The sequence below is a fragment of the Cognataquiflexum aquatile genome (assembly GCF_003316845.1).
In the GTDB taxonomy this organism is placed as follows: domain Bacteria; phylum Bacteroidota; class Bacteroidia; order Cytophagales; family Cyclobacteriaceae; genus Cognataquiflexum; species Cognataquiflexum aquatile.
The window spans coordinates 157,312-178,294 of record NZ_QMIK01000002.1; the positions used below are offsets into that span (position 1 = coordinate 157,312).

The 20,983-nt window shown below is 43.0% G+C and carries 12 protein-coding genes; 5 read left to right on the forward strand and 7 right to left on the reverse strand.

Going from position 1 to position 20,983, the window contains the following annotated elements:
- Positions 1-8 precede the first annotated feature (8 nt).
- Positions 9-1,433 (reverse strand): aldehyde dehydrogenase family protein, encoded by a 1,425-nt coding sequence (locus tag DQW11_RS07140; protein WP_113923375.1) that lies wholly within the window; start codon positions 1,431-1,433, stop codon positions 9-11.
- A gap of 391 nt (positions 1,434-1,824) precedes the next feature.
- Here DQW11_RS07140 and DQW11_RS07145 point away from each other — a divergent pair, with 391 nt between their 5' ends.
- Positions 1,825-4,197, forward strand: coding sequence for an arylsulfatase (locus DQW11_RS07145; RefSeq protein ID WP_198669862.1), 2,373 nt, complete (start codon positions 1,825-1,827; stop codon positions 4,195-4,197).
- 160 nt (positions 4,198-4,357) lie between these two features.
- The gene (locus DQW11_RS07150; RefSeq protein ID WP_113923377.1) at positions 4,358-4,765 is read left to right on the forward strand and encodes a hypothetical protein; all 408 of its coding nucleotides are present in this window, start codon (positions 4,358-4,360) and stop codon (positions 4,763-4,765) included.
- Positions 4,766-4,819: 54 nt separating this feature from the next.
- Here DQW11_RS07150 and DQW11_RS07155 read toward each other — a convergent pair whose 3' ends face one another.
- The 6 genes from DQW11_RS07155 to DQW11_RS07180 all read right to left on the reverse strand — a co-directional run bounded on the left by DQW11_RS07155 (position 4,820) and on the right by DQW11_RS07180 (position 16,248).
- The gene (locus DQW11_RS07155) at positions 4,820-5,560 is read right to left on the reverse strand and encodes a tetratricopeptide repeat protein (protein WP_113923378.1); all 741 of its coding nucleotides are present in this window, start codon (positions 5,558-5,560) and stop codon (positions 4,820-4,822) included.
- Between the two features lie 3 nt (positions 5,561-5,563).
- Complete coding sequence (locus tag DQW11_RS07160) at positions 5,564-6,124, reverse strand: RNA polymerase sigma factor (RefSeq protein ID WP_113923379.1); 561 nt, start codon at positions 6,122-6,124, stop codon at positions 5,564-5,566.
- Positions 6,125-6,313: 189 nt separating this feature from the next.
- Positions 6,314-7,525 (reverse strand): serine hydrolase domain-containing protein, encoded by a 1,212-nt coding sequence (locus DQW11_RS07165; RefSeq protein ID WP_113923702.1) that lies wholly within the window; start codon positions 7,523-7,525, stop codon positions 6,314-6,316.
- Positions 7,526-7,603: 78 nt separating this feature from the next.
- The gene (locus DQW11_RS07170; RefSeq protein WP_113923380.1) at positions 7,604-10,843 is read right to left on the reverse strand and encodes a CHAT domain-containing protein; all 3,240 of its coding nucleotides are present in this window, start codon (positions 10,841-10,843) and stop codon (positions 7,604-7,606) included.
- Positions 10,844-10,964: 121 nt separating this feature from the next.
- The gene (locus DQW11_RS07175; RefSeq protein ID WP_113923381.1) at positions 10,965-13,478 is read right to left on the reverse strand and encodes a hypothetical protein; all 2,514 of its coding nucleotides are present in this window, start codon (positions 13,476-13,478) and stop codon (positions 10,965-10,967) included.
- A 256-nt stretch (positions 13,479-13,734) separates the two neighbouring features.
- Complete coding sequence (locus tag DQW11_RS07180; RefSeq protein WP_113923382.1) at positions 13,735-16,248, reverse strand: hypothetical protein; 2,514 nt, start codon at positions 16,246-16,248, stop codon at positions 13,735-13,737.
- A gap of 98 nt (positions 16,249-16,346) precedes the next feature.
- On the opposite strand from DQW11_RS07180, the gene DQW11_RS07185 reads away from it, so the two are divergent.
- The 3 genes from DQW11_RS07185 to DQW11_RS07195 all read left to right on the forward strand — a co-directional run bounded on the left by DQW11_RS07185 (position 16,347) and on the right by DQW11_RS07195 (position 20,978).
- Positions 16,347-18,398: an alpha-L-fucosidase gene (locus tag DQW11_RS07185; protein WP_113923703.1), complete on the forward strand. Its 2,052-nt coding sequence runs from the start codon at positions 16,347-16,349 to the stop codon at positions 18,396-18,398.
- Positions 18,399-18,703: 305 nt separating this feature from the next.
- Positions 18,704-19,279 (forward strand): gluconate 2-dehydrogenase subunit 3 family protein, encoded by a 576-nt coding sequence (locus DQW11_RS07190; protein ID WP_113923704.1) that lies wholly within the window; start codon positions 18,704-18,706, stop codon positions 19,277-19,279.
- Entirely contained in the window at positions 19,272-20,978 is a 1,707-nt protein-coding gene (locus tag DQW11_RS07195; RefSeq protein WP_113923383.1) for a GMC oxidoreductase, read from the forward strand. The genes DQW11_RS07190 and DQW11_RS07195 overlap by 8 nt, the downstream gene beginning before the upstream one ends.
- Positions 20,979-20,983 lie beyond the last annotated feature (5 nt).

Here is a 20,983-nt window from a genome sequence, read left to right on the forward strand (position 1 = left end):
ATTCCCAATCAAAACCATTTCAAGAGGCCATCAATTAACATTTCCTTTGTTTTGTTATAGGGAGGGAACAAAGGTGTAACGGCGGTGAAGCCGACCCTTTGCTTGAGAACTGACTTTTGGTTGGTAAATTCCAAGAACCCAAAATGGCCATGTGACTTACCTATCCCTGAATTATTCACACCCCCGAAAGGAAGCTCAGGATGGATAAAATGCAGGACACAGTCATTGGCGACAGCGCCACCTGAACTGGTCTTCCTGAAAATGTATCCCAACTTCTTATCACTCTTGGAAAATGCATAAAGGGCCAAAGGCTTGGGCATTTTGTTGATAAAATTCAGGGCATCATCTATGTTTTCATAGTCCATGATGGGCAATATGGGGCCGAATATTTCATCCTCCATTACCATCATATTTTCTTTGACCATCGTAAGGATTGTTGGTTCTATGAAATTTTCTTCCGGTATATTTTTACCACCTTTGGCAAGTGTTGCGCCGTTTTTACAGGCTTCCTCCACGAGTTGATTGAGTCGGTTGAAATGCCTTTCATTGACTATCCTGCCATAATCGGCACTTTTTTCTACACCTTGTCCGTCGCTGGAATACAGTGTATCAATGGCTTCATTTAAATTTTGGACAAATTCATCCCGTAAGGATCTTGGCACCAAAACAAAATCAGGTGCTACACAGGTCTGTCCACAATTGATAAATTTGGTGGAGGCAATTTTTCGGGCTGCGTCCTTCAGATCGGCATCAGGCGCAATGACAACAGGTGATTTACCACCCAACTCCAAAGTCACAGAACCAAGGTGGTCGGAAGCTGATCTCATGACAATCTTCCCAACCATAGGACTTCCTGTAAAAAAGATATGGTCAAAGGGCTTGGCAAGAAGCAGCTGACTGGCTTCAAGCCCACCTTCTATCACGCTGACCAGGTTTTCATTGAAAAGTTCGCTGATCATTTGTTTGATCAGGGCAGAGGTGTGCGGTGTCATTTCCGAAGGTTTGATCATCACTGTACATCCCGCACTCAAAGCGGATACCAACGGGCATATTGCCAGATTGAAGGGATAGTTCCATGGAGCAATGATGAGACTTGATCCTTTCGGTTCAAATTGGATGTGTGCCTTTGTGCCCAAAAAAGTGACCGGAGTAGGAACCCGTTTGGTTTTCATCCAGTTCTTCAGGCATTTGATGGTATGCTTGGCTTCGGAAAGCACCGGATAGATTTCGGTGATATCAGTCTCGGTATAAGGTTTCCGATAATCGGCATACATGGCTTTTTTGATATCCTCCCTATGTTCCAAAACCCAGTCATGGAGACTGCGTAAGAGTCCAATTCTTTCTTCAGCAGTACTGGATCTCATATTCAAAGAATGAGTTTTTTGCAAATCGAAAACCTTATCTATTTCGGTTTTCATCAATTCAACTTCCATTTTTTTCTACATTTTGATAAGGAAACAATTTTCATCCTTAATATTTAGAAACCAACCTTTTTGAAATCGCTTGTGGCCTTTTTTCAAATAAAGATTCAATCATTCATCGAAATTTGGCAAGATTATCCAAAGATTCTTTTCTGGAAACAATAAGTTTGATGGATAAACAAAATTTCTCAAAAAATTGAAAAAACAGAAGTTTCTAATCTAAAAAGCAAAACCTAGCTTTTTAATATTCGGTAAAAATGCCATTCATTATATCTGTGCTTTTCTTGAAACTTTTGGGATTCCGTGCATGCATCAGGTGGTAAAAAGATTCCAAATAAGTATATTTTAATAAATCTCAATTAAATATTCACGTATGAAAATTCGATTAATACAACTGTCACTTATGTCTGGCCTTGCGGTATTTTTGGCATGTGAACCCAAGCAGACCGAGACCTCAACGGTTGCCAGTCCGGATGGCATAGACCGAACAGTGCTTCCCATCAAACACCCGGAAAGGGTTAGGTACAGCGAACTCGATGTGCGCAACACCACGCCTCCGCCAAAATTTGAAGTTAAGGCTCCAAAAGACGCCCCAAACGTAGTTATTATTTTGATGGATGATATGGGATTTGCTGTTCCCGAGACGTTTGGCGGTCCGGCATATATGCCGACACTCGACCGTCTTGCCAAAAACGGCTTGACGTATAACCGGTTTCATACCACTGCACTTTGCACCCCAACAAGGGCAGCCCTACTTACGGGATACAATCCACACTCCGTAAACCTTGGTATAATTACTGAATTGGCATCTTCTTACCCAGGGTACTCTTCTATCCGCCCCCAATCAATTACCCCAATGGCAGAGGTACTCAGACAAAATGGGTATAGTACTGCCCAATTTGGAAAAAGCCACGAAACTCCTACCTGGGAAAAATCAAGTAACGGACCACAAGACAGGTGGCCCACCCATTCAGGTTTTGAGAAATTTTATGGTTTCCTAGGAGGAATAACCAACAACTGGGCACCAGTCATTTATGATGGGGTAACCATGATAGAAACTCCCAGCTATCCCGGCTACCATTTCACCAACGACATGACCAATCAGGCTGTTTCTTGGGTAAACAAGCAACAAGCTTTGCAGCCCGACAAACCATTCTTCATCTACTATGCACCGGGTGCAACACGAGCACCGCATCATGCCCCTAAAGAGTATTCTGCCAAATATAAAGGCAAATTCGACAAAGGATGGGATGTATTGCGTGAAGAAACGCTGGAGCGTCAGAAAAAATTGGGCATTGTCCCTGCCAATACAATCCTTCCTCCAAAACCGGAGCAGATTCAGGATTGGGCCGATTTGTCTCCTGTTGAACAAAAATTATTTGCCCGACAAATGGAGGTTTTTGCAGGGTTTGCCGAGCACACCGACCATGAAATCGGCCGCTTGATCGATGCGATCGAAGAAATGGGTGAATTAGACAATACCATCATCTTCTTTATTGCCGGTGACAATGGCTCAAGCGCCGAAGGTCAGCAAACAGGCATGTTCAATGAATGGACCTACTTCAACAGGGTAAAAGAAAATGTTGAGGATATGATGAAGCTCTATGACGAATGGGGTACCGAAAGCACCATTCCACACATGGCTTCAGGATGGGCAGTAGCTACCAATAGCCCGTTTACATGGACAAAGCAAATGGCTTCAGATTTTGGAGGGACCCGCAACGGGATGGTGGTCCATTGGCCTAAAGGCATAAAAGCCAAAGGTGAAATGAGAAATCAATTCGGTTTTGTCAGTGATGTAGCCCCAACGGTTTATGAAATAACCGGGATACCATCTCCCAAAATGGTAAATGGGATTGCACAAGATCCTATCGAAGGTACCAGCCTTGCGTATTCCTTCGACAATGGTGACGCACCGGAACAACATACAGTGCAATATTTTGAAATTGGCGGTAACCGGGCTATTTACCAGGACGGTTGGTATGCCCGAACTATTCACATAGCGCCTTTTTTGCCTGAACCATTTAATACGCTGCAAAATGATGTTTGGCAATTGTACAACACCAAGGAAGACTTCAGCTTATCCAATGACCTTTCGAAAAAAGAGCCTCAAAAACTTAAAGATATGCAGGCACTCTTTATGAAGGAAGCCGAGAAATACCATGTACTCCCCATTGATGATCGGACGGTAGAGCGAATGATCGCAGAGATCGCAGGCAGGCCAACTGTGATGGCACCAGGTAGAACATCAATGACGCTCACCAAGGACATGAAAGGTCTTGGTGTGGATGTGTTTCCTAACTTACAAAATACCTCCTATACTATTACCGCTGAGGTTGAAGTCGGACCCGATGGAAATGGGGTTTTGGTTTGCCAAGGAGGGCGATTTGGTGGATTATCATTCTATGTCAAAAACGGAAAGCCATTCTTTACCTATAATTTCCTAGGATTGAGTTCCACCACCATTTCTTCAACCCAGACTTTAGCACCCGGAAAACACACTTTGGTGTATGATTTCAAATACGATGGCGGCGGACCAGGCCGCGGTGGTGTTGGAACGATTACCGTGGATGGTCAAAAATTTGGAGAAGGCCGCATTGAAAGGACCCAACCTGGAATTTTCTCGGTGGTTGATTTGGCTGATGTGGGTGTTGATTTAGGAACTGTCGTGGCAGATTATGGTGCGTCAAGTAAGTTTAATGGAAACATCAAAAATGTGACAATACAGCGTATTGCCGCAACCGTTCCATCAGAAACCCCGGCCATAATTGATTAATAGGTAAGGCCAGCTTGATGACTTGCTCCAATTGGCTATATGGTCATGGGAGTTTTAAAGGAAGAATTTCAGTGAGCATTTACCTCGGAAATCTCATTGGAATTCTTCTTTATTTTCTGAATTAAGGAGAATATTCTTTCAAAAATTTAAGATAACGATCATGAGTAAATTTGTGTCAAACTTTAAATGGATCATGCTCATTTGCGGGCTTCTTACCTGTAGCATGTTTCTTGGGCTTTTTTCTCCGGAAGCTTCCCTAAATTCAAATTTTGGGGAACCGCTTGTAACGGGACCTGAAAATGTCGTTGTCCGGGGATGGTCAGCCTTAATAGGCCTTACAGGGATTATGCTGATTTATGGCGCATTCAAACCTGCCGTTAGAGCTTACTCTTTGGTAATAGCAGGAATAAGCAAAACCATATTTGTTATTCTGGTTCTTTCTTTTGGAAGTCAATATATGAGTTTCGGCGCGGGAACGGCTGTAATTGTAGATATCATCATGATTCTCTTGTTCGTCCTTTACCTCCTTTTTTCAAAATCAGCAGAGAGTACCCAACCAAAAATTTAAACAGTTCTCATTTTTTTTTCAAATCCAAGAGACTGTCTGGATTACTCATTTTGCTTAATTTTTTATTTTTTGAAGGAGTTCTAGGGCTTCCGGTTTTCCGCTTTTTTCCAACAAAGGTTTTGCAGATTCAAAATTTCCGGCTTTGACCTCTGTCAGTCCCAAATACCAGAATGCCTCTTTATAGAAGATACTTGATTCATTCTGTGTCGTTTTTTCCAGGTAAGATTTGGCTTGGTCAGGGTCACCTACCGCAAGAAATGCAGACCCTAGGAAATAATTTAAGGTATCGTTGTCAGGCTTTTGAGCCAATATTTTTTCCCATCTTGCGATGGCTGCTTGGTAATCTCCCGTCTTGTAATCGACCATTCCCCGGTCAAACTCATAGTTGGTTTGAAGTCCCATGGCGGTCACCATTCCGGGATCGGGCAGGTAATAAGCCACAAATAACTTTTCATTATCGGTAGAGGTTCCCACAAAAACCCAAAATGAAACGGCCAATAAAAGCAGAACAGATGCCGCGATGGCCAAAGGCTTCCAGTTGAATTGTTTTTGGGGCAGCATCGGAACCACCGGTGTAGCTTTCAACTCCGAATGGTATTCGTCCAAGCTTTCTTTAAGGGATACCCGCTCCACTTCCTGCAATAAAACCTTGATGTCTTTGACATTTGCACGGAGTTTTGGATCAAGGTTCCGTTCTTCTTCGAAGGATTTCTTTTCCTCATCAGTCATCAAACCAAGGATGTAGCTTTCTATTCTTTCAAATTCCTGTTGCGAGATATTGTCTGTAGTGTCCAATTTTCAATGTTTTAGAGTATTCACTTTTTCTTTGAGGCGCTGAATGCACCTGTATTTGTTGTTTCGGGCAGTTGCCTCCGTCCACTGGAAAGCCTTGGCGATGGTCTCCATGGTTTGCTTTTGGAAGTAAAACCTTTTCAGAATTTCACGGCAGTTTTCTCCCAATTTCTTGAATTCTGCGGCCATGTGGTTTTGCAGGGATTCTGAATTACTCTCTTCCTCCTCAGACCTGTCATGTGTGGTCTCGAGGTTGGTGGTTTTTTGGTATTTGGATGACCTCAAGTGATCCAACCATTTGTTTTTTGCGATTTGGTACAAATATCCTGGGACTGCAGTACCGTTTTCGGGTATGAATTTATCTGACCTGACATTGTTCCAAACGGTGATGAAAGCTTCCTGAAATATATCCTTGGCCTGATCTTCGTCACCGTTATTGGCTACCACATATTTTTCAATCTTAGGATATTGAGATTGGTAAAGCCATTTGAGCACTTTTGGCTCATTTGACTTGATACCAAGGATTAATTCATCTTGGGAAAAAGGATTAAAAGTAGGTTCCTGCATGATTCAAAACATTACAGAAATATACTATTTATGGGCTTTTTTCCAAACTGAATTCTTTTGTAATGCCTTTCATCTTATAAACTTACATCGAAAGAAACCTCAAATGTCATCAATGAATAAAAAAAATCAGCCAAGAAATCTTGGCTGATTAGGGTTGGTCGTCCCGGCGATAAAAAAATCAATTTCATCTTAAAATTGGTCAATGTCCAGATAGACATTGAGGTTGTTGGTCAGTATATCTACTAATAGTGCATGATGAGCCTGTGTAAATGGGTTGTAGACCGCATTATTGGTGTAATCTGCGTTGCCATTGAAAATCATTGCCACAGCCATGCCGTTGTTTTCTGTCATAAAAGAAGACCGGGTACCCGGAAGGGCACCATAAAATAAAAACCTTGTATTCCATTTAAGTATTCCATTTCCAAAGTTTGGGTTTAGAGGTGCAGGACCAGAACCTTCAATGAATTTTTGGAAAGTAGTGGCATCCAAAATATCCGGGCGGCTTGGATTCCCATCAATAGCCAAGACAAATTTCAATAGGTCAGAGGCGTTGATTACCAATCCTCCGTCACCATCCCTTCTTTCAATATTGAGGTTATATTCATATCCTTTTAATCCTCCCTGCCCGTAATATTTGGTCTCATCGGGATGGAGGTTTGTCATGGCCGATTTTCCATATACTGCTGAATTGATCCCAAGCGGAGTGAGAAAATCATCCTTCATAAATTGGTAAAATGACTTCCCCGAAACCTTTTCGACGATTCTTGCAGCGATGAAGTAGTTGGTGTTGATATACCAATATTGGGAACCAGGATTGTATTTTAAAATCGCATTATCCATCATCCAATTGAAAAATGCGGTATTGTTCATCGCAGGATTCGAATCTATTGCATCACGGTCATTGGCCAAAACCCAACCTCCGGTAGTCATTTGGAGCAGGTGCTTCACGGTCACGCCTTTCACCCGGTCATTGTAGGCTTTGGATCCGTAAGTTGTCCCTAGGATACCATCGGGACCAAAAACCTTGTCATCAAGGCTCAGCTTTCCGGCTTGGACCAATCTCATAATAGCCACTCCGGTAAAAGTCTTGGACACACTCGCTACCCGCATGCGGTGGTTGGTAGTCATGGCGATATTTCCCTCGACGTCAGCTTTTCCATAGGCTTTTTTGTAAACCAATTTCCCGTTTTTAGAAATGGCAAGTGACGCACCTGGGATTTTGTAGGAGGCTAGAAAAGCTTCAATTTTTCCATCAATAACAGGAATGTCTACCTGTGTTACCACAGTGGGAGGAGTGGGATCGGAATCTTCTTTTGGACTGCAAGACCAAATGAAAATGGATACAAAGGCAGAAAACAGTAAGCCTCGATACATGATTTTAGAGAAGGATTGGAATTTCATGGTTGAAAAGGTTTTGATGAGCAATAGATTTTTAATGACATCGGGATTACTCCAAAATGTCATCAATGAATCCCGATTTTATTTTCCTTTTGCAAACCGATACCTTCTCCATCCGAATAGCAGGATGGCTAATACTGCGATCACCATCAGATAAACCCACCATTTGAACGACTTGTCAAAAACCATGGGACTCGGATCTCCCATCAAAATCAACCCTGCCCAAAAATCAGGTGACAATTCTCTTCCTTTGGCGATAGTCAGGTAGTGTAACTTCGCTTTTTGCAGGGCTTCTGCTTTGTCCAATCCCTTGGAAAGGTTTTGGTAAAATTCCTCCACGATGATGCTGCTTGCCTTTTCATCTATCCTCCAGAGTCCGATCAACAAGCTTTCGCTGCCGGCGTAATTAAAAGCATGGGCAAGAGAGACCATTCCTTCTCCCGGATCGAAGGTATTCTTGCCTGTTTCGCAAGCTGTTAAAACGGCTAATTTTGCGCGCAAATCAATGTTGTAAATGTCAAAAGCATACAAGGAGTTATCTTCAGGAAAACTTTCCCCTTTTGATTCTTTGGAAAAAATAAGTTTGGAAAAAGCCGGACTGAGGTTGTTGGATTCGGCGTGGGTGCCGATGTGGATGATCCTGTTCATACCTGCTGATTCCTTGAATCGGGACACGGTGGATTCGTCTTCGACAAAAAGGGAACCGCCAAAGAGAGAGTTTACCTTTTTGACCAAAGCCAAGGTAAAAGGCTGTGGTATCAGGGTAAGATAAGCCCGGTCCATGTAGAGGGAATCCTTCAGACCGGACAAGTAATCGGTTTTCATCCTGTCAAAAAATCCCGGCGCAAACGCTACAAAATTGGATTTGAAGCCGGTTTCAGGTTTGGGTTTTTGGAGAAGCAGGGAGCTATAATGGTAACTGATGCTATGCTTGGCCAATAGGCTTTTCTTAGCCAATTCACTATAAGACTTGATCTTGGTGGGTGTCAAAATCTCAAAACTCAAGTTAAAGAGCTGTGCATCCGGGATGATAATCAGCTTTTGGTTTTGGATCATGGGTTCGAGAGGCCTCCAAAGTGATTGGTACAGTTCATCAAGCAGTTGAAAGACCTCTTCCTCTTTGTTCCAGTTTCGTTGGAGCTCCGCAATGTGGTTCCTGACAGGTGCAAAATCCAAGGAAATGAGCTTTTTTTGGTTTTTGTCCATCACCACAGCGGCAAGGTTTTCGCCTACAAAAATGTACCGGACTACTGTTGTTTGGACAGGAATGTTCACCTGAATGTCATCTATGGAACTTGAAATATTGGCATATCTAAATTGGAAATAGGCGGGAAAAGTAGTCTTTAGCATGCCCAAATAATCATCCCAATCTTTACTGGCAGTTAGGAAAGGGGTGATATCAGGGGATTCCTGATTCAGAGAATTTTGCAGGTTGGTTTTGAGTAAATCTTCCTTTTCCTGTATTTCAGTAGGGATATCGGCAAACCTGATATTATCCACTTTCTGCAATCTGGCGCGGACTTTATTGTATAGTGAAGATTCATGTTTGCTCAAAAAATCATCCAGGTATTTTTCATCTCCTGTAAGTTCATGCAGTTCGAGGTCTATTTTTTTGGAGAAATCGAACAAGTCCCTGTTTTCGGAAAGCAATAAATTCAGGTCCTCATCCGTGCCGAGAGCGGTTTTCCTTCTTTCCAAAATCGAAATGGCTTCATCCATCCTGATCTTTATTTCCAAGAGGAAGCGAACATCCCGTACAGGTTGGAGCTGATAAGATGATTTTGACTGGAGGAGAATGGCGCGGGGTTTTTGGGTCTCGGTCTGGAGGGAATCCAGCCAAGTCATTTCAGTATCGTACCTGCCCTCCATTATCTGGAGTGCATCCTCGCTGAGACGGAGGGACTCTGGATACTCGTGGAGCAAAAAATGGATTTCTGCCAGGTTCAAAGTTTGGTTAAAAGCAAGGAGACTGTTTTTCCCCTGATTTTGGATGACATAGTCCAATCCTTTGTTGGAGGTGGTTTTGGCTTCTTTTCCCAATCCGGATTCTGCATAAAAAAGAGAGGCATTGGTCAAAAAACCGAGGTAGATATTGTCAAATTCTCCTTCAAGAAAGTCCTGGTACACCCTTTCGGCCAACTTGTAAAAATGAAGTGCCTCACTGTCATCTCCTTGGGAATCTTTGATTCTGGCCAAAGCATAATAAGCATCTGCCTGCCAATAAAGATAATCCCCTCCCAGCCTGTCGATCAGGGAAAGTCCTTCCAGCAGGTAATTTTCGGCCAATTCATTTTCCCGAATGTCAAAATAAAGTTGGCCAAGGAGAATCTGTGACTTGAATACTTCGGGACTTTCGGGACCAAAGCTTGATTTCTTTTGCTCAAAGGCATACTCCAACAAGTCCTTTGCACGGGAATAATTGCCCAATCCCTTGTGCATCCCGGCGAGGTTGTCAATGGCCTGGTATTGGAATTCCTTTCCTTTTGCGATTTCCTGCACATCCGACATTGCCGCAATGTAGTCTGACAGGTGGTCGATGGTCAGTTCCATGGATTTGATGCCCGCTGAGGTTTTGCCCAAAGCGGATTGAACTCCTGCCAGGTTGTTTAGAACCATCGCAGGTCGGTAGTGCTTGTTTCGGGGAGTGTCGTTCATGTCCCCAAACTGCTTCAAAGCTTCCAAAAAGTAGTATTCCGCCGAATCCATCCTAGCCCCAAACCAATGCATATTTCCAAGCGAATTATAGCTCAAGTAAAGAGATTCGGCATCTACCTTTGGTTCTTTGCGGTAGAGTGAAATTGCTTGATGAACATGTACTTTGGCTTGGGCTCTGTTTCCAAGATAGAGGGAAAGGGTTCCCATATTATTCTGGATTTTTCCCAATTCTTTGGAGGAAGTTTCAGGGTCTTTTTGTCCCCAATCAAAAGCAGATTGGTTGGCTTGGTAAGCAAGTTCCAATTCCCCGATGTATTCAAAAAAGCCTGCAGCTTCCCGGTGGATTTGTTTGTTGAGTTTTGGGGAATGTTTTTGGGAAAGGAAATCAGAGATAAATTTTTGGACCTTGGCGATCCCGTTTTTTTGGCCGGATTTTTCTGTTTCGACCCTTCCGATATAGGAAGTGTAAAGCGGCAAAGAATCTACCAAACCGTTTTGCTGGATAGAATTTAACTGTGCTTTCAAAGCTGAGTCAGCCTGGAGGTAATTTTTTTCTTCCAAGGCCCGGTCAATCCACTCCAATCCTTTTTGTCCGACCTGGGCAAAACTTTCCTTCATGCCTGAGGCAAAAAGTATCAGAAAAAAAACGGTTTGGCGGAGGTTCATTTTTTGGAAATAGATTGGAGGAAAATTTTGGTCAAATCTTTAAAGAAATCCGAAACGAAATAAGTCTTTGAAAATTTGGCCAAAATGAAATTAGTGAAATTTTAAGAAAGTATATCAGAACCTAATCTTCAATTTCAATCACGATATTGGCCCTGCCTCCATAGGTTTTATAAAATGCATGCCATTCTCCTATTTTAGACCCGCAGCCCGGAGGGTTTCCTGCGCACCAAGTCCTGCCGATAGTGAAATAATAATCTCCACCCACTATTTCATTGGGGCCAGCACCCGGAAACCCATATACACTCGGAGGAGTCTTACCAGGTAGCCAACTGGAGACTTTATTTTCCCAGCTTGAGTCTTTTTTGAATCCATATGTTTTGACTGTATACCGTTTGGCTTTTGGATGAACAGGTACTTTTGCTATCATATTAACTCCTGCTGAATAACCTCCAGTAGTACCCCGATTGTCCAAAATCCAATCTTCAGTATCCAATGCGATATCCAATACAATTTTATTGGGATCGTTGTTGATTAAAATCTCTCCTTTGACCTCCTCCCTCAAAGTCCAATCTGTGTCTGTTTTTGCTTTGAAATATACCCTGGCAGAAATTGATTCTTTGGCTTCTTTTACGTCCTTATCCAAGACTTCATAGTTCAAGGCATTGCCCATTGTGGTGGCGCTTCTTAGTGTTCCGTTGAATTTCCCATAGGCTCCAGCGGTCTCCCATTCTACTTTATAATCCAATGAAGCATTGGAAACAATATCGTTGACCCCATCAGTCCGCTCAAGGTATAGCCTTACACTTTGCCCCCCTTTGAGTGTTATTTTGTCCGGCTTCATGACGAGCTTGATCTTTTTGACATTGATGGTCGCTTTGGCGTCACCGATTCTAGTGAGTGTGGTTCCTTTTTTGGTAAAGACTTCCACTTTGATGACATCAAAGTTGTTTTCATCAGAAAGGTCGGCTGCTTTGGTGTCACTTCTGTAAGTCATGGTTGGAGTACTGGTTTCTACCTCTGTACTCTTTTTACTTTGGTGCCATAGGTAGATAAATTTGCCCGGGGTTGACCATTTATATACAAAAGATTCTCCATCTGCTAGGGTCGTCTTGGTCTCCACTTTGACATTGTGATAAGAAGAGGTCACGATAGTTTCCTCTTTTGGAGTCATGACAAGATCGTCCGCTTTGACTTTGGCAGTAAACTCTGCATTGTAATCCGATAGGACGATATGGTCCATTAGCCTATTGTAATCCACGACCTTAATGATGATGTCAGCGTATTTCATCACATTAAGAAGAGTTTTCGCTTTTTTGCTAATTTCCTCGGCAGATTCAGTCACAGTCCCTGGTTTCGCGGCTTGGATCATTCCTAGGCCGAGTAAAGCAACTCGATTTACCATTGCATCAAATGCAGCATTTCCACCTTCGTTGAGTCCCAAAAAAAATGTCTCATTTAATGCAGCCCCATAGTCCCCATTCTCCAGTAGTTTTTGGACGATGGGTGTTGTCTTGACAAAATTGTCAATGGCCGTGATCAGTGTGGTAAAGTTGGATTTGGGAATCGAAAGCACATCTTTCATGCCTATGACATCAAAAATAAGGGGGAGGAAAAAATCCAGTGCAAAGGTTTCTAAAACTAATCGGTTGAGTTTATCCCTTTCAGCACTTGTCAGGCTCAATCCTCCGAGATTGCCCGTTCCAGGGCCAACAATTCGCACTTTATAAGTTGCCTCGGATTCAGATTCTTTGATAGGAAGGTTTACAGGACCATTTTCAGTCATGGCAAATTCTGCACCTTTTCCGGCCGCCCAATCCCTGAGCGTACCTGTAAAGGAAGTGATTGCACCTGTTGGGCTGACCGGAATATCTTTTTCGGAAGTATCTGTTCCGCCGATTCTTTCTTTGATCACCGTTTCCACTCCATCTTTGTTTTTATAAGCTGTTTTATAAGCAAAGGCATGGGCTCTTCTTCGGTATTGGTTTCTGATTTGGACATTTTGGTGGTCCAATTCATATACCTGAATACCACTTCTAAATCCATTGGGATCGACCTGGATTTGCTTGGCACGGATATCGATGGTATCAGCCGGAGCAAAAGTGGTAAGGTAATCAGTAAGTGAATTGATGAATCCCCCATTTCTGATCATTTCAGGATTTTTTGAAAATTCCTCGGACACGGATTGTGTGAATTCCGACATTCCCTCCATGCCGGAATATCCTTCCAAATATTTCTTTTTGATTTCAATAGGTTGAAGAGAAACCCCCAATCCAAAGTAAACCAAAACAGAAGCCGTGGTTTCAATGGATATTTCCTTCTTGGCATCGGTGATGAATCCCATCATCAGGGAATTGCCTGTTTCGTCAACCAAAAAAGCCAATTTTGTTGTCCCGGAAGCAAAGCGGACTTTTGATTTTCCTGCATTGTCCACGGGAAATTCAGCAAAACCCGAAAGGAGTTTTGTCTTGGAAAGATCAATGGACGTTCCGGCGGGTAATATCACATTGACATCAGTTGTTGGAAAAACCGTTGCTACAGGATCTGTCCCAAGAATTGGATCAATTTCTTCCTCATTGCACGAACTGACAATTGATATGAAAATGAAAAGGGCTAGTAAAAATTTGAGGTTCTTCATAGGAAATATTGTTTATTAAGACCTCATCGTATCAATCAAAAAATGTCATCAACCATTTTGAATTTTTTTTCAATTTAAATGTCAACTCAACTGATTTTGTTTGAAAGTGAAGTCAATAAATTAGGCTAGACCTGATAAACAAAAAGAAAATATTGAATGGATAAAAAATCTCTTGTGAAAACTGAATTGCTATTTTCACAAGAGAATGACTAGATCTTCGATTTCATTAGATTAATAAACCTTAATTAAAGATTTATTAATCTTCGATTTCAATCACAATATTGGCACGTCCTCCAAGCGGCTTGTACACTGCTATATAATGGTCAAGCTTCGAAAGGCAATCGTCCCGTTTTGGGCCATCGCTCCATGATCTACTGATCGTGAAATAGTACTGATTATTTAAGATCTGATTGGGTCCGGCACCGGGATACCCATATTCCACAGGAGGTGTTTGTCCAGGTTTCCAAGAGGATGTTCTATTGTCCCAACGGAACGGTTTCTTGAAGCCGTAGAAAGTCACTGTGTACTTAACGGCTTTGGGATGTACTGGAACGACGGCCATAAAATTTCCTCCCACGTTGCACCTTGTAGCAGTGCTGATGTCCCATGTCCGTACTTCTAGGGCAACATCCAATACTATTTTATTGGGATCATTGCTAATATTGATTACCCCTTTTACCAATTCTCTCAAAGTCCATTCTGTGTCTGTCTTGGCTTTGAAATAGACTCTGGCGGTGATGTTTTCTTTTGCCTCTTTTACTTCCTTGTCCAATACTTCATAGTTCAGGGCATTGCCCATAGTGGTTGCGCTCCTGAGTGTTCCGTTGAATTTCCCATAAGCTCCAGGTGTTTCCCATTCCACTTTATAATCCAATGCAGCATTGGAAACAATATCATTCACACCATCTGTCCGCTCAAGGTATAGCCTTACACTTTGCCCTCCTTTGAGTGTTATTTTGTCCGGCTTCATGATGAGCTTAATTTTTTTGACATTGATGGTGGCTATGGCTTCCCCGATTCTGGTCAGGGTGGTTCCTTTTTTGGTAAAGACCTCTACTTTGATGACATCAAAATTGTTTTCATCAGAGAGGTCAGCTGCCTTGGTATCACTTCTGTAGGTCATGCTGGCCGTACTCGTCTCGGCTTCCGTGACTTTCTTATTTTGGTGCCACAGGTAAATGAATTTGCCAGGTGTTGACCACTTGTAGACAAAAGACTCACCTTCGGCCAAGGTGGTCTTGGTTTCCACTTTGACATTGTGATAAGAAGAGGTCACTATAGTTTCCTCTCTTGGAGTCATGACAAGATCGTCCGCTTTAACTTTGGCAGTAAACTCTGCATTGTAATCCGACATGGCAATATGGTTCATTAGCCTATTGTAATCCACCACCTTGATGATGATGTCAGCGTATTTCATCGCATTAAGAAGAGTTTTCGCTTTTTTGCTAATTTCCTCGGCAGATTCAGTCACTGTCCCTGGTTTCGCGGCTTGGATCATTCCTAGGCCGAGCAAAGCAACTCGATTTACCATTGCATCAAATGCAGCATTTCCACCTTCGTTGAGTCCCAAAAAAAATGTCTCATTTAATGCAGCCCCATAGTCCCCATTCTCCAGTAATTTTTGGACGATTGGTGTTGTCTTGACAAAATTGTCAATGGCCGTGATCAGTGTGGTAAAGTTGGATTTGGGAATCGAAAGCACATCTTTCATGCCTATGACATCAAAAATAAGGGGAAGGAAAAAATCCAGTGCAAAGGTTTCTAAAACTAATCGGTTGAGTTTATCCCTTTCAGCACTTGTCAGGCTCAATCCTCCGAGATTGCCCGCTCCAGGGCCAACAATTCGTACTTTATAAGTTGCCTCGGATTCAGATTCTTTGATAGGAAGGTTTACAGGACCATTTTCAGTCATGGCAAATTCTGCACCTTTTCCAGCCGCCCAATCCCTGAGCGTACCTGTAAAGGAAGTGATTGCACCTGTTGGGCTGACCGGAATATCTTTTTCGGAAGTATCTGTTCCGCCGATTCTTTCTTTGATCACCGTTTCCACTCCATCTTTGTTTTTATAAGCTGTTTTATAAGCAAAGGCATAGGCCCTTCTTCGGTATTGGTTTCTGATCTGGACATTTTGATGGTCCAATTCATAAACCTGAATGCCGCTTTTAAAACCATTGGGATCTACTTGGATTTGCTTGGCACGGATATCGATGGTATCAGCCGGAGCAAAAGTGGTAAGGTAATCATTAAGTGAATTGATAAATCCCCCATTTCTGATCATTTCAGGATTTTTTGAAAATTCCTCTTTGATGGACTGCATAAATTCCGACATGCCCTCCATGCCGGAATATCCTTCCAAATATTTCTTTTTGATTTCATTGGGTTGAAGAGAAACTCCTAATCCAAAGTAAACCAATACAGAGGCTGTGGTTTCAATGGATATTTCCTTCTTGTTATCTGTGATGAATCCCATCATGAGAGAATTCCCTGTTTCATCTACCAAAAAGGCCAATTTGGTTGTCCCGGAAGCAAACCGGATTTTGGATTTTCCGGCGTTATCCACAGGAAATTCAGCAAAACCCGAAAGGAGTTTTGTCTTTGATAGGTCTATGGATGTCCCTTCAGGTAATATCACATTGACATCAGTTGTTGGAAAAACCGATTGAACCGGACCTGTACCGGGATTGAGATTAGGATCAATTTCTTCCTCATTGCAGGAACTTACAAGAGATATGAAAATGAAAAGGGCTAGTAAAAATTTGAGGTTCTTCATATTTAATAGTGTTTGATAAGACCTCATCGTGTTGATCAAAAAATGTCATCTACCATTTTGCAAAATTTTTATTAATATTCATGTCCGATAAGATTTCTATGAAAAAATACCTCCTCCCACTTTTGATTCTTTTGGCATGTGAAGGCAAAGAAGTAAGTCCTCCCGCTCCCGTTGAACCCATTCCCTCCCCAAGACAACTTGCCTGGCATGAGCTGGAATACTACGGTTTTGTGCATTTCAACATGAATACTTTTTCGGATATGGAATGGGGAATGGGAGACGAACTTCCTTCAGAATTCAACCCCACTGCATTGGATACCAGGCAATGGGCAAAAGTAGCCAAAGAGGCAGGAATGAAAGGAATCATCATCACTGCCAAGCACCACGATGGATTTTGCCTTTGGCCTTCCGCTTTTACAGAGCATTCGGTTAAAAATTCTCCTTGGAAAGAAGGCAAGGGTGATCTGATCCGTGAACTGTCGGATGCCTGTAAGGAATACGGTCTGAAATTCGGCATTTACTATTCCCCTTGGGACCGCAACCATGCCGATTATGGCAAACCGGAATACATCACATATATGCGTAATCAACTTACTGAGTTGTTGACCAATTATGGGGATATTTTTGAAGTTTGGTTTGACGGGGCCAATGGTGGAGATGGGTATTATGGCGGGGCCAATGAAGTCCGGACTGTGGATAAGCTGACTTACTATGATTGGGAAAATACCTATAAACTTGTCCGCGAATTACAGCCTGGAGCCGTGATGTTCAGCGATGGTGGACCGGATGTGAGATGGGTGGGCAATGAACATGGATTTGCCTACGAGACGACTTGGGGCAATCTGATGAGGGATTCTGTTTACGCCGGGATGCCCGACTATCCGGAGAGATTTGCTTCGGGCCAAGAAAATGGGACGCATTGGGTTCCGGCGGAGTCAGATGTCTCGATCAGGCCGGGATGGTATTACCATGAATATGAAGACCATAAAGTCCGGACTTTGCCGCAGCTATTGGAGATTTATTACAAAAGCATCGGTCAAAACAGTTCTCTGCTCATCAACTTTCCTGTCGACAGACGGGGTTTGATCCATGAAAAAGACGTGGAGCAGGTTATGAAACTGGCGGATAAAATCAGGGAAGATTTTGCTGTCGATCTGGCCAAAACTGCAAAAGTATCCGCTAGTAATGAACGGGGAAAAGGATTTGAGGCAGTAAATGTGGCCGATGAGGATAAGGAAAGCTATTGGGCTTCGGAAGATGGGGTGATTGAAAGTAGCATTGTTCTGACTTTGACAGAACCGACTTTGATCAACAGGTTTGTGGCACAGGAATATATCCCTCTCGGGCAGCGTATCAAATCCTTTACTTTAGAAGTGGAAACTGAAACCGGTTGGGAGCAAATATATCAAGGAACAACGGTGGGAATCAAAAGGATTTTGAGGTTTGATGATGTGTTGGCGAAACAGGTCCGATTTACCATCACCGATGCAAAAGCCAGTCCTACGATTTCCAATATCGGAATATTCTATGCACCAAAGCTCGTCACTGAACCGGAGTTGATCCGATCCAAATCAGGAGAGGTGACACTCCAAGTTCCCGAAAAAGGAGTGGAAATTTTCTATACTATGGATGGTTCAGAACCCAATGAAAACAGTACCAAATATGAAAATCCGATAAGCATTCCAGAGCCAACCACCATCAAAGCAATGGCCTTTGACAGCCAAAGTGGAAAGAAAAGTGAGGTTTTGGTCCGTAACCTGGATATCCCCAAAGCCAAATGGAAAGTTGTCAACCAAAACGAAAACGCAACAAAAGTAATTGACGAAGATTCACAGACCTTTTGGCAAAGTGAGAAAAATGAAGTGGTCATTGATTTGGGCGAATCCGTCGTCATGAATGGCTTTACCTATTGGCCTCCACAAAATAGGTATATGAGTGGGGTCATTTCGAAATATGGCCTTGAAGGAAGTACGGATGGGAAATCCTGGAAGGCTTTGGCCACAGGAGAGTTTTCAAATATTAAGAACAATCCCATCGAGCAAGTGGTGAGGTTTGCGCCATCCCAGGTCCGCTTTATCAAACTCAAATCCCTTTCAACCACCGATAACCAGCCCGCTTCTTTTGCCGAAGTCGGTGTGCTGAGGAAGTGAGGGTTTAGGAGTTTTGCAGAGCATACTGAATTAAAACTCCCGCAGATAACGCAGATTGGCGCAGACGATTTCTTTTTGATAATTATGAAAAGATATTGCTTCGAATAATATTGATATCCTTGTAACCTTTGCTAAAGCAAAGAAATCTGCGGAGATCAGCGAAATCTGCGGGAGAAAGATTTTATCCAAATAATCTTCTGGAGACGATGCATTTTAGAATTCACTTTACATAAATGGGTTATGAAATTTCACTAAATCGTTTTACCTTATTCCCCGATTCATTTTACAACGCAAATGACCTTACCATGAAAAGAAGAGACGCCCTCCGGAGCCTTGCCTTGATTACTGGTGGTTTGGTGTTGGTGCCATCCTGTGATTTCTCGAAAGAAGACATCCTTGCTGCCTACCAAAATCTCCAAATCACCCCCTCCCTCCAACAGTTATTGAAAGATATTGCCGGAACAATTATCCCGACAGGAAGCATCAAAAGTGCTGCAGACATAGAAGTGCAGGATTTTATCCTTGTCATGGTCAATGATTGCATTGATGCAGAAGGTCAGAAATCCTTTATGCAGGGATTCCAGGTATTTGAAGATTTCAGCAAAAACAGCGGCGGAAGTGCCTTTTCAAAATTGGATCAAGCGGGCCGTGAAGCTGTGGTGAAAGCTGCTTTGGCAATAGAGTTGCCCGAAAATACCAAACCTGAAGATCCTCAGAAAGCTACCAAAGAGTTTATCGGAATGGCCAAGCGCTTTACTATACAGGGGTTTATGATGTCAGAATACATCCAAACCCAAGTGAAACCCTATTCCCTGATTCCCGGGGATTATCAGGGAGCAGTATTAATCTCAGACCTCAAACCCGAAAGAATCAATGGCTAATCTCAATATAGACGCAGTAAAAGAAAGAACTTTCCAGGCCATTGTCATTGGCTCTGGCTTATCGGGGAGTTGGGCAGCAAAGGAACTTACCGAGCACGGTGTCAAAACTCTGGTGATCGAAAGAGGCCGCGATGTCAAACACCTCAAAGATTATCCCACCACAAGCATGCTTCCCTACGAGTTTGAACACCGGGGACAGCTCACCCAAGAAATCCAAAAAGAAAACCCGATCGTCAGCCGCTGTTATGCTTTCAGGGAAGATGCAGCTCATTTTTTTGTCAAAGACAACGAGCATCCGTATGTGCAAGAGAAGCCTTTTGACTGGATCCGTGGATATCAGGTAGGAGGCAAGTCTCTGCTTTGGGCAAGACAGGTACAAAGATGGTCGGACTTTGATTTCGAAGGTCCGGCAAGAGACGGTTTTGCTGTAGATTGGCCGATCAGGTACAAAGACATCGCACCTTGGTACAGCCATGTTGAAAAATTTGCCGGAGTTTCGGGCAACAAAGACGGGTTGGCAAGTTTACCCGATGGTGAATTTTTGCCGGGTTTTCCGCTGAACGTTGTGGAGGAATATTTTCAAGGCAAACTCAAGGAGCATTATGGAGATGAGCGCCACATGATTTTGGCACGCTGTGCCCACATCACCGGTAATTTTGATTACTACGCCCAACAAGGAAGGGCCAAATGTCAAAGCAGAAATCTCTGTCAGAGAGGCTGTCCTTTCGGAGGCTATTTCTCGGCCAATTCATCTACCATCCCTTGGGCTGAAAAGACCGGAAACATGACTTTGCGGACTGATGCGGTAGTACATTCCATCATATATGATGAAGAAAAAGGCAAAGCAACAGGTGTCAGGGTCATCGATGCCCATACCAAAGAAATGGAGGAATATTTTGCCGATGTCATTTTTGTCAATGCGGCGGCATTGAATACCAACCTGATTCTTCTGAATTCTACTTCGACCCGTTTTCCAAACGGACTTGGCAACGACAGTGGTCTGTTGGGTAAATATGTCGCTTTCCATAATTATCGCGCAGGAATCTCCGCCCAATATGAAGGTCACTTGGAATATACAACCCAAGGCGGAAGACCAACTTCAGGGTATTTTCCACGATTCAGAAATCTCAAAACACAAGAGACCGATTTCTTGCGTGGATATGCAGCAGGATTCGGAGCCAACAGGGGATCTTATGCTGACCAAAACAGTATCGGCATGGAATTGAAAGAAAACTTGCTCAATCCAGATAAATATGGCCCTTGGAATATCGGGTCACACATGATGGGGGAGACCATTCCCAAGGAAAGCAATTATGTAGCTTTGGATCCGAATCAGAAAGATCCTTTTGGCATGCCTCAGTTGAAAATCAATGTTGATTACGATGACAACGATGAGAAAATGATCAAGGATTACTTGGAGCAGATGACAGAGATGTTTGAAAAAGCAGGTTTCACCAATATCAAAACCCGTGACGACAAGCGTGCCCCCGGATTGGATATCCACGAAATGGGAGGCGTAAGGATGGGAAAAGATCCAAAGACTTCCTTGCTCAATGGCAACCATCAGCTCCACTCTGTGCCCAATGTCTACGTGACCGACGGCGCATCGATGACCTCCACGTCTACGCAAAATCCATCTTTGACTTACATGGCTTTTGCGGCGCGGGCTGCCCATCATGCGATGAAGAACTTTAGTTGAACAAC

Coding starts and splice junctions, on each gene's coding strand:
- DQW11_RS07160 (WP_113923379.1), bottom strand. CDS start 6,124: ATGCAGGAACCTACTTTTAATCCTTTTTCCCAAGATGAATTAATCCTT.
- DQW11_RS07195 (WP_113923383.1), top strand. CDS start 19,272: ATGGCTAATCTCAATATAGACGCAGTAAAAGAAAGAACTTTCCAGGCC.
- DQW11_RS07175 (WP_113923381.1), bottom strand. CDS start 13,478: ATGAAGAACCTCAAATTTTTACTAGCCCTTTTCATTTTCATATCAATT.
- DQW11_RS07140 (WP_113923375.1), bottom strand. CDS start 1,433: ATGGAAGTTGAATTGATGAAAACCGAAATAGATAAGGTTTTCGATTTG.
- DQW11_RS07185 (WP_113923703.1), top strand. CDS start 16,347: ATGAAAAAATACCTCCTCCCACTTTTGATTCTTTTGGCATGTGAAGGC.
- DQW11_RS07145 (WP_198669862.1), top strand. CDS start 1,825: ATGTCTGGCCTTGCGGTATTTTTGGCATGTGAACCCAAGCAGACCGAG.
- DQW11_RS07180 (WP_113923382.1), bottom strand. CDS start 16,248: ATGAAGAACCTCAAATTTTTACTAGCCCTTTTCATTTTCATATCTCTT.
- DQW11_RS07170 (WP_113923380.1), bottom strand. CDS start 10,843: ATGAACCTCCGCCAAACCGTTTTTTTTCTGATACTTTTTGCCTCAGGC.
- DQW11_RS07150 (WP_113923377.1), top strand. CDS start 4,358: ATGAGTAAATTTGTGTCAAACTTTAAATGGATCATGCTCATTTGCGGG.
- DQW11_RS07165 (WP_113923702.1), bottom strand. CDS start 7,525: ATGAAATTCCAATCCTTCTCTAAAATCATGTATCGAGGCTTACTGTTT.
- DQW11_RS07190 (WP_113923704.1), top strand. CDS start 18,704: ATGAAAAGAAGAGACGCCCTCCGGAGCCTTGCCTTGATTACTGGTGGT.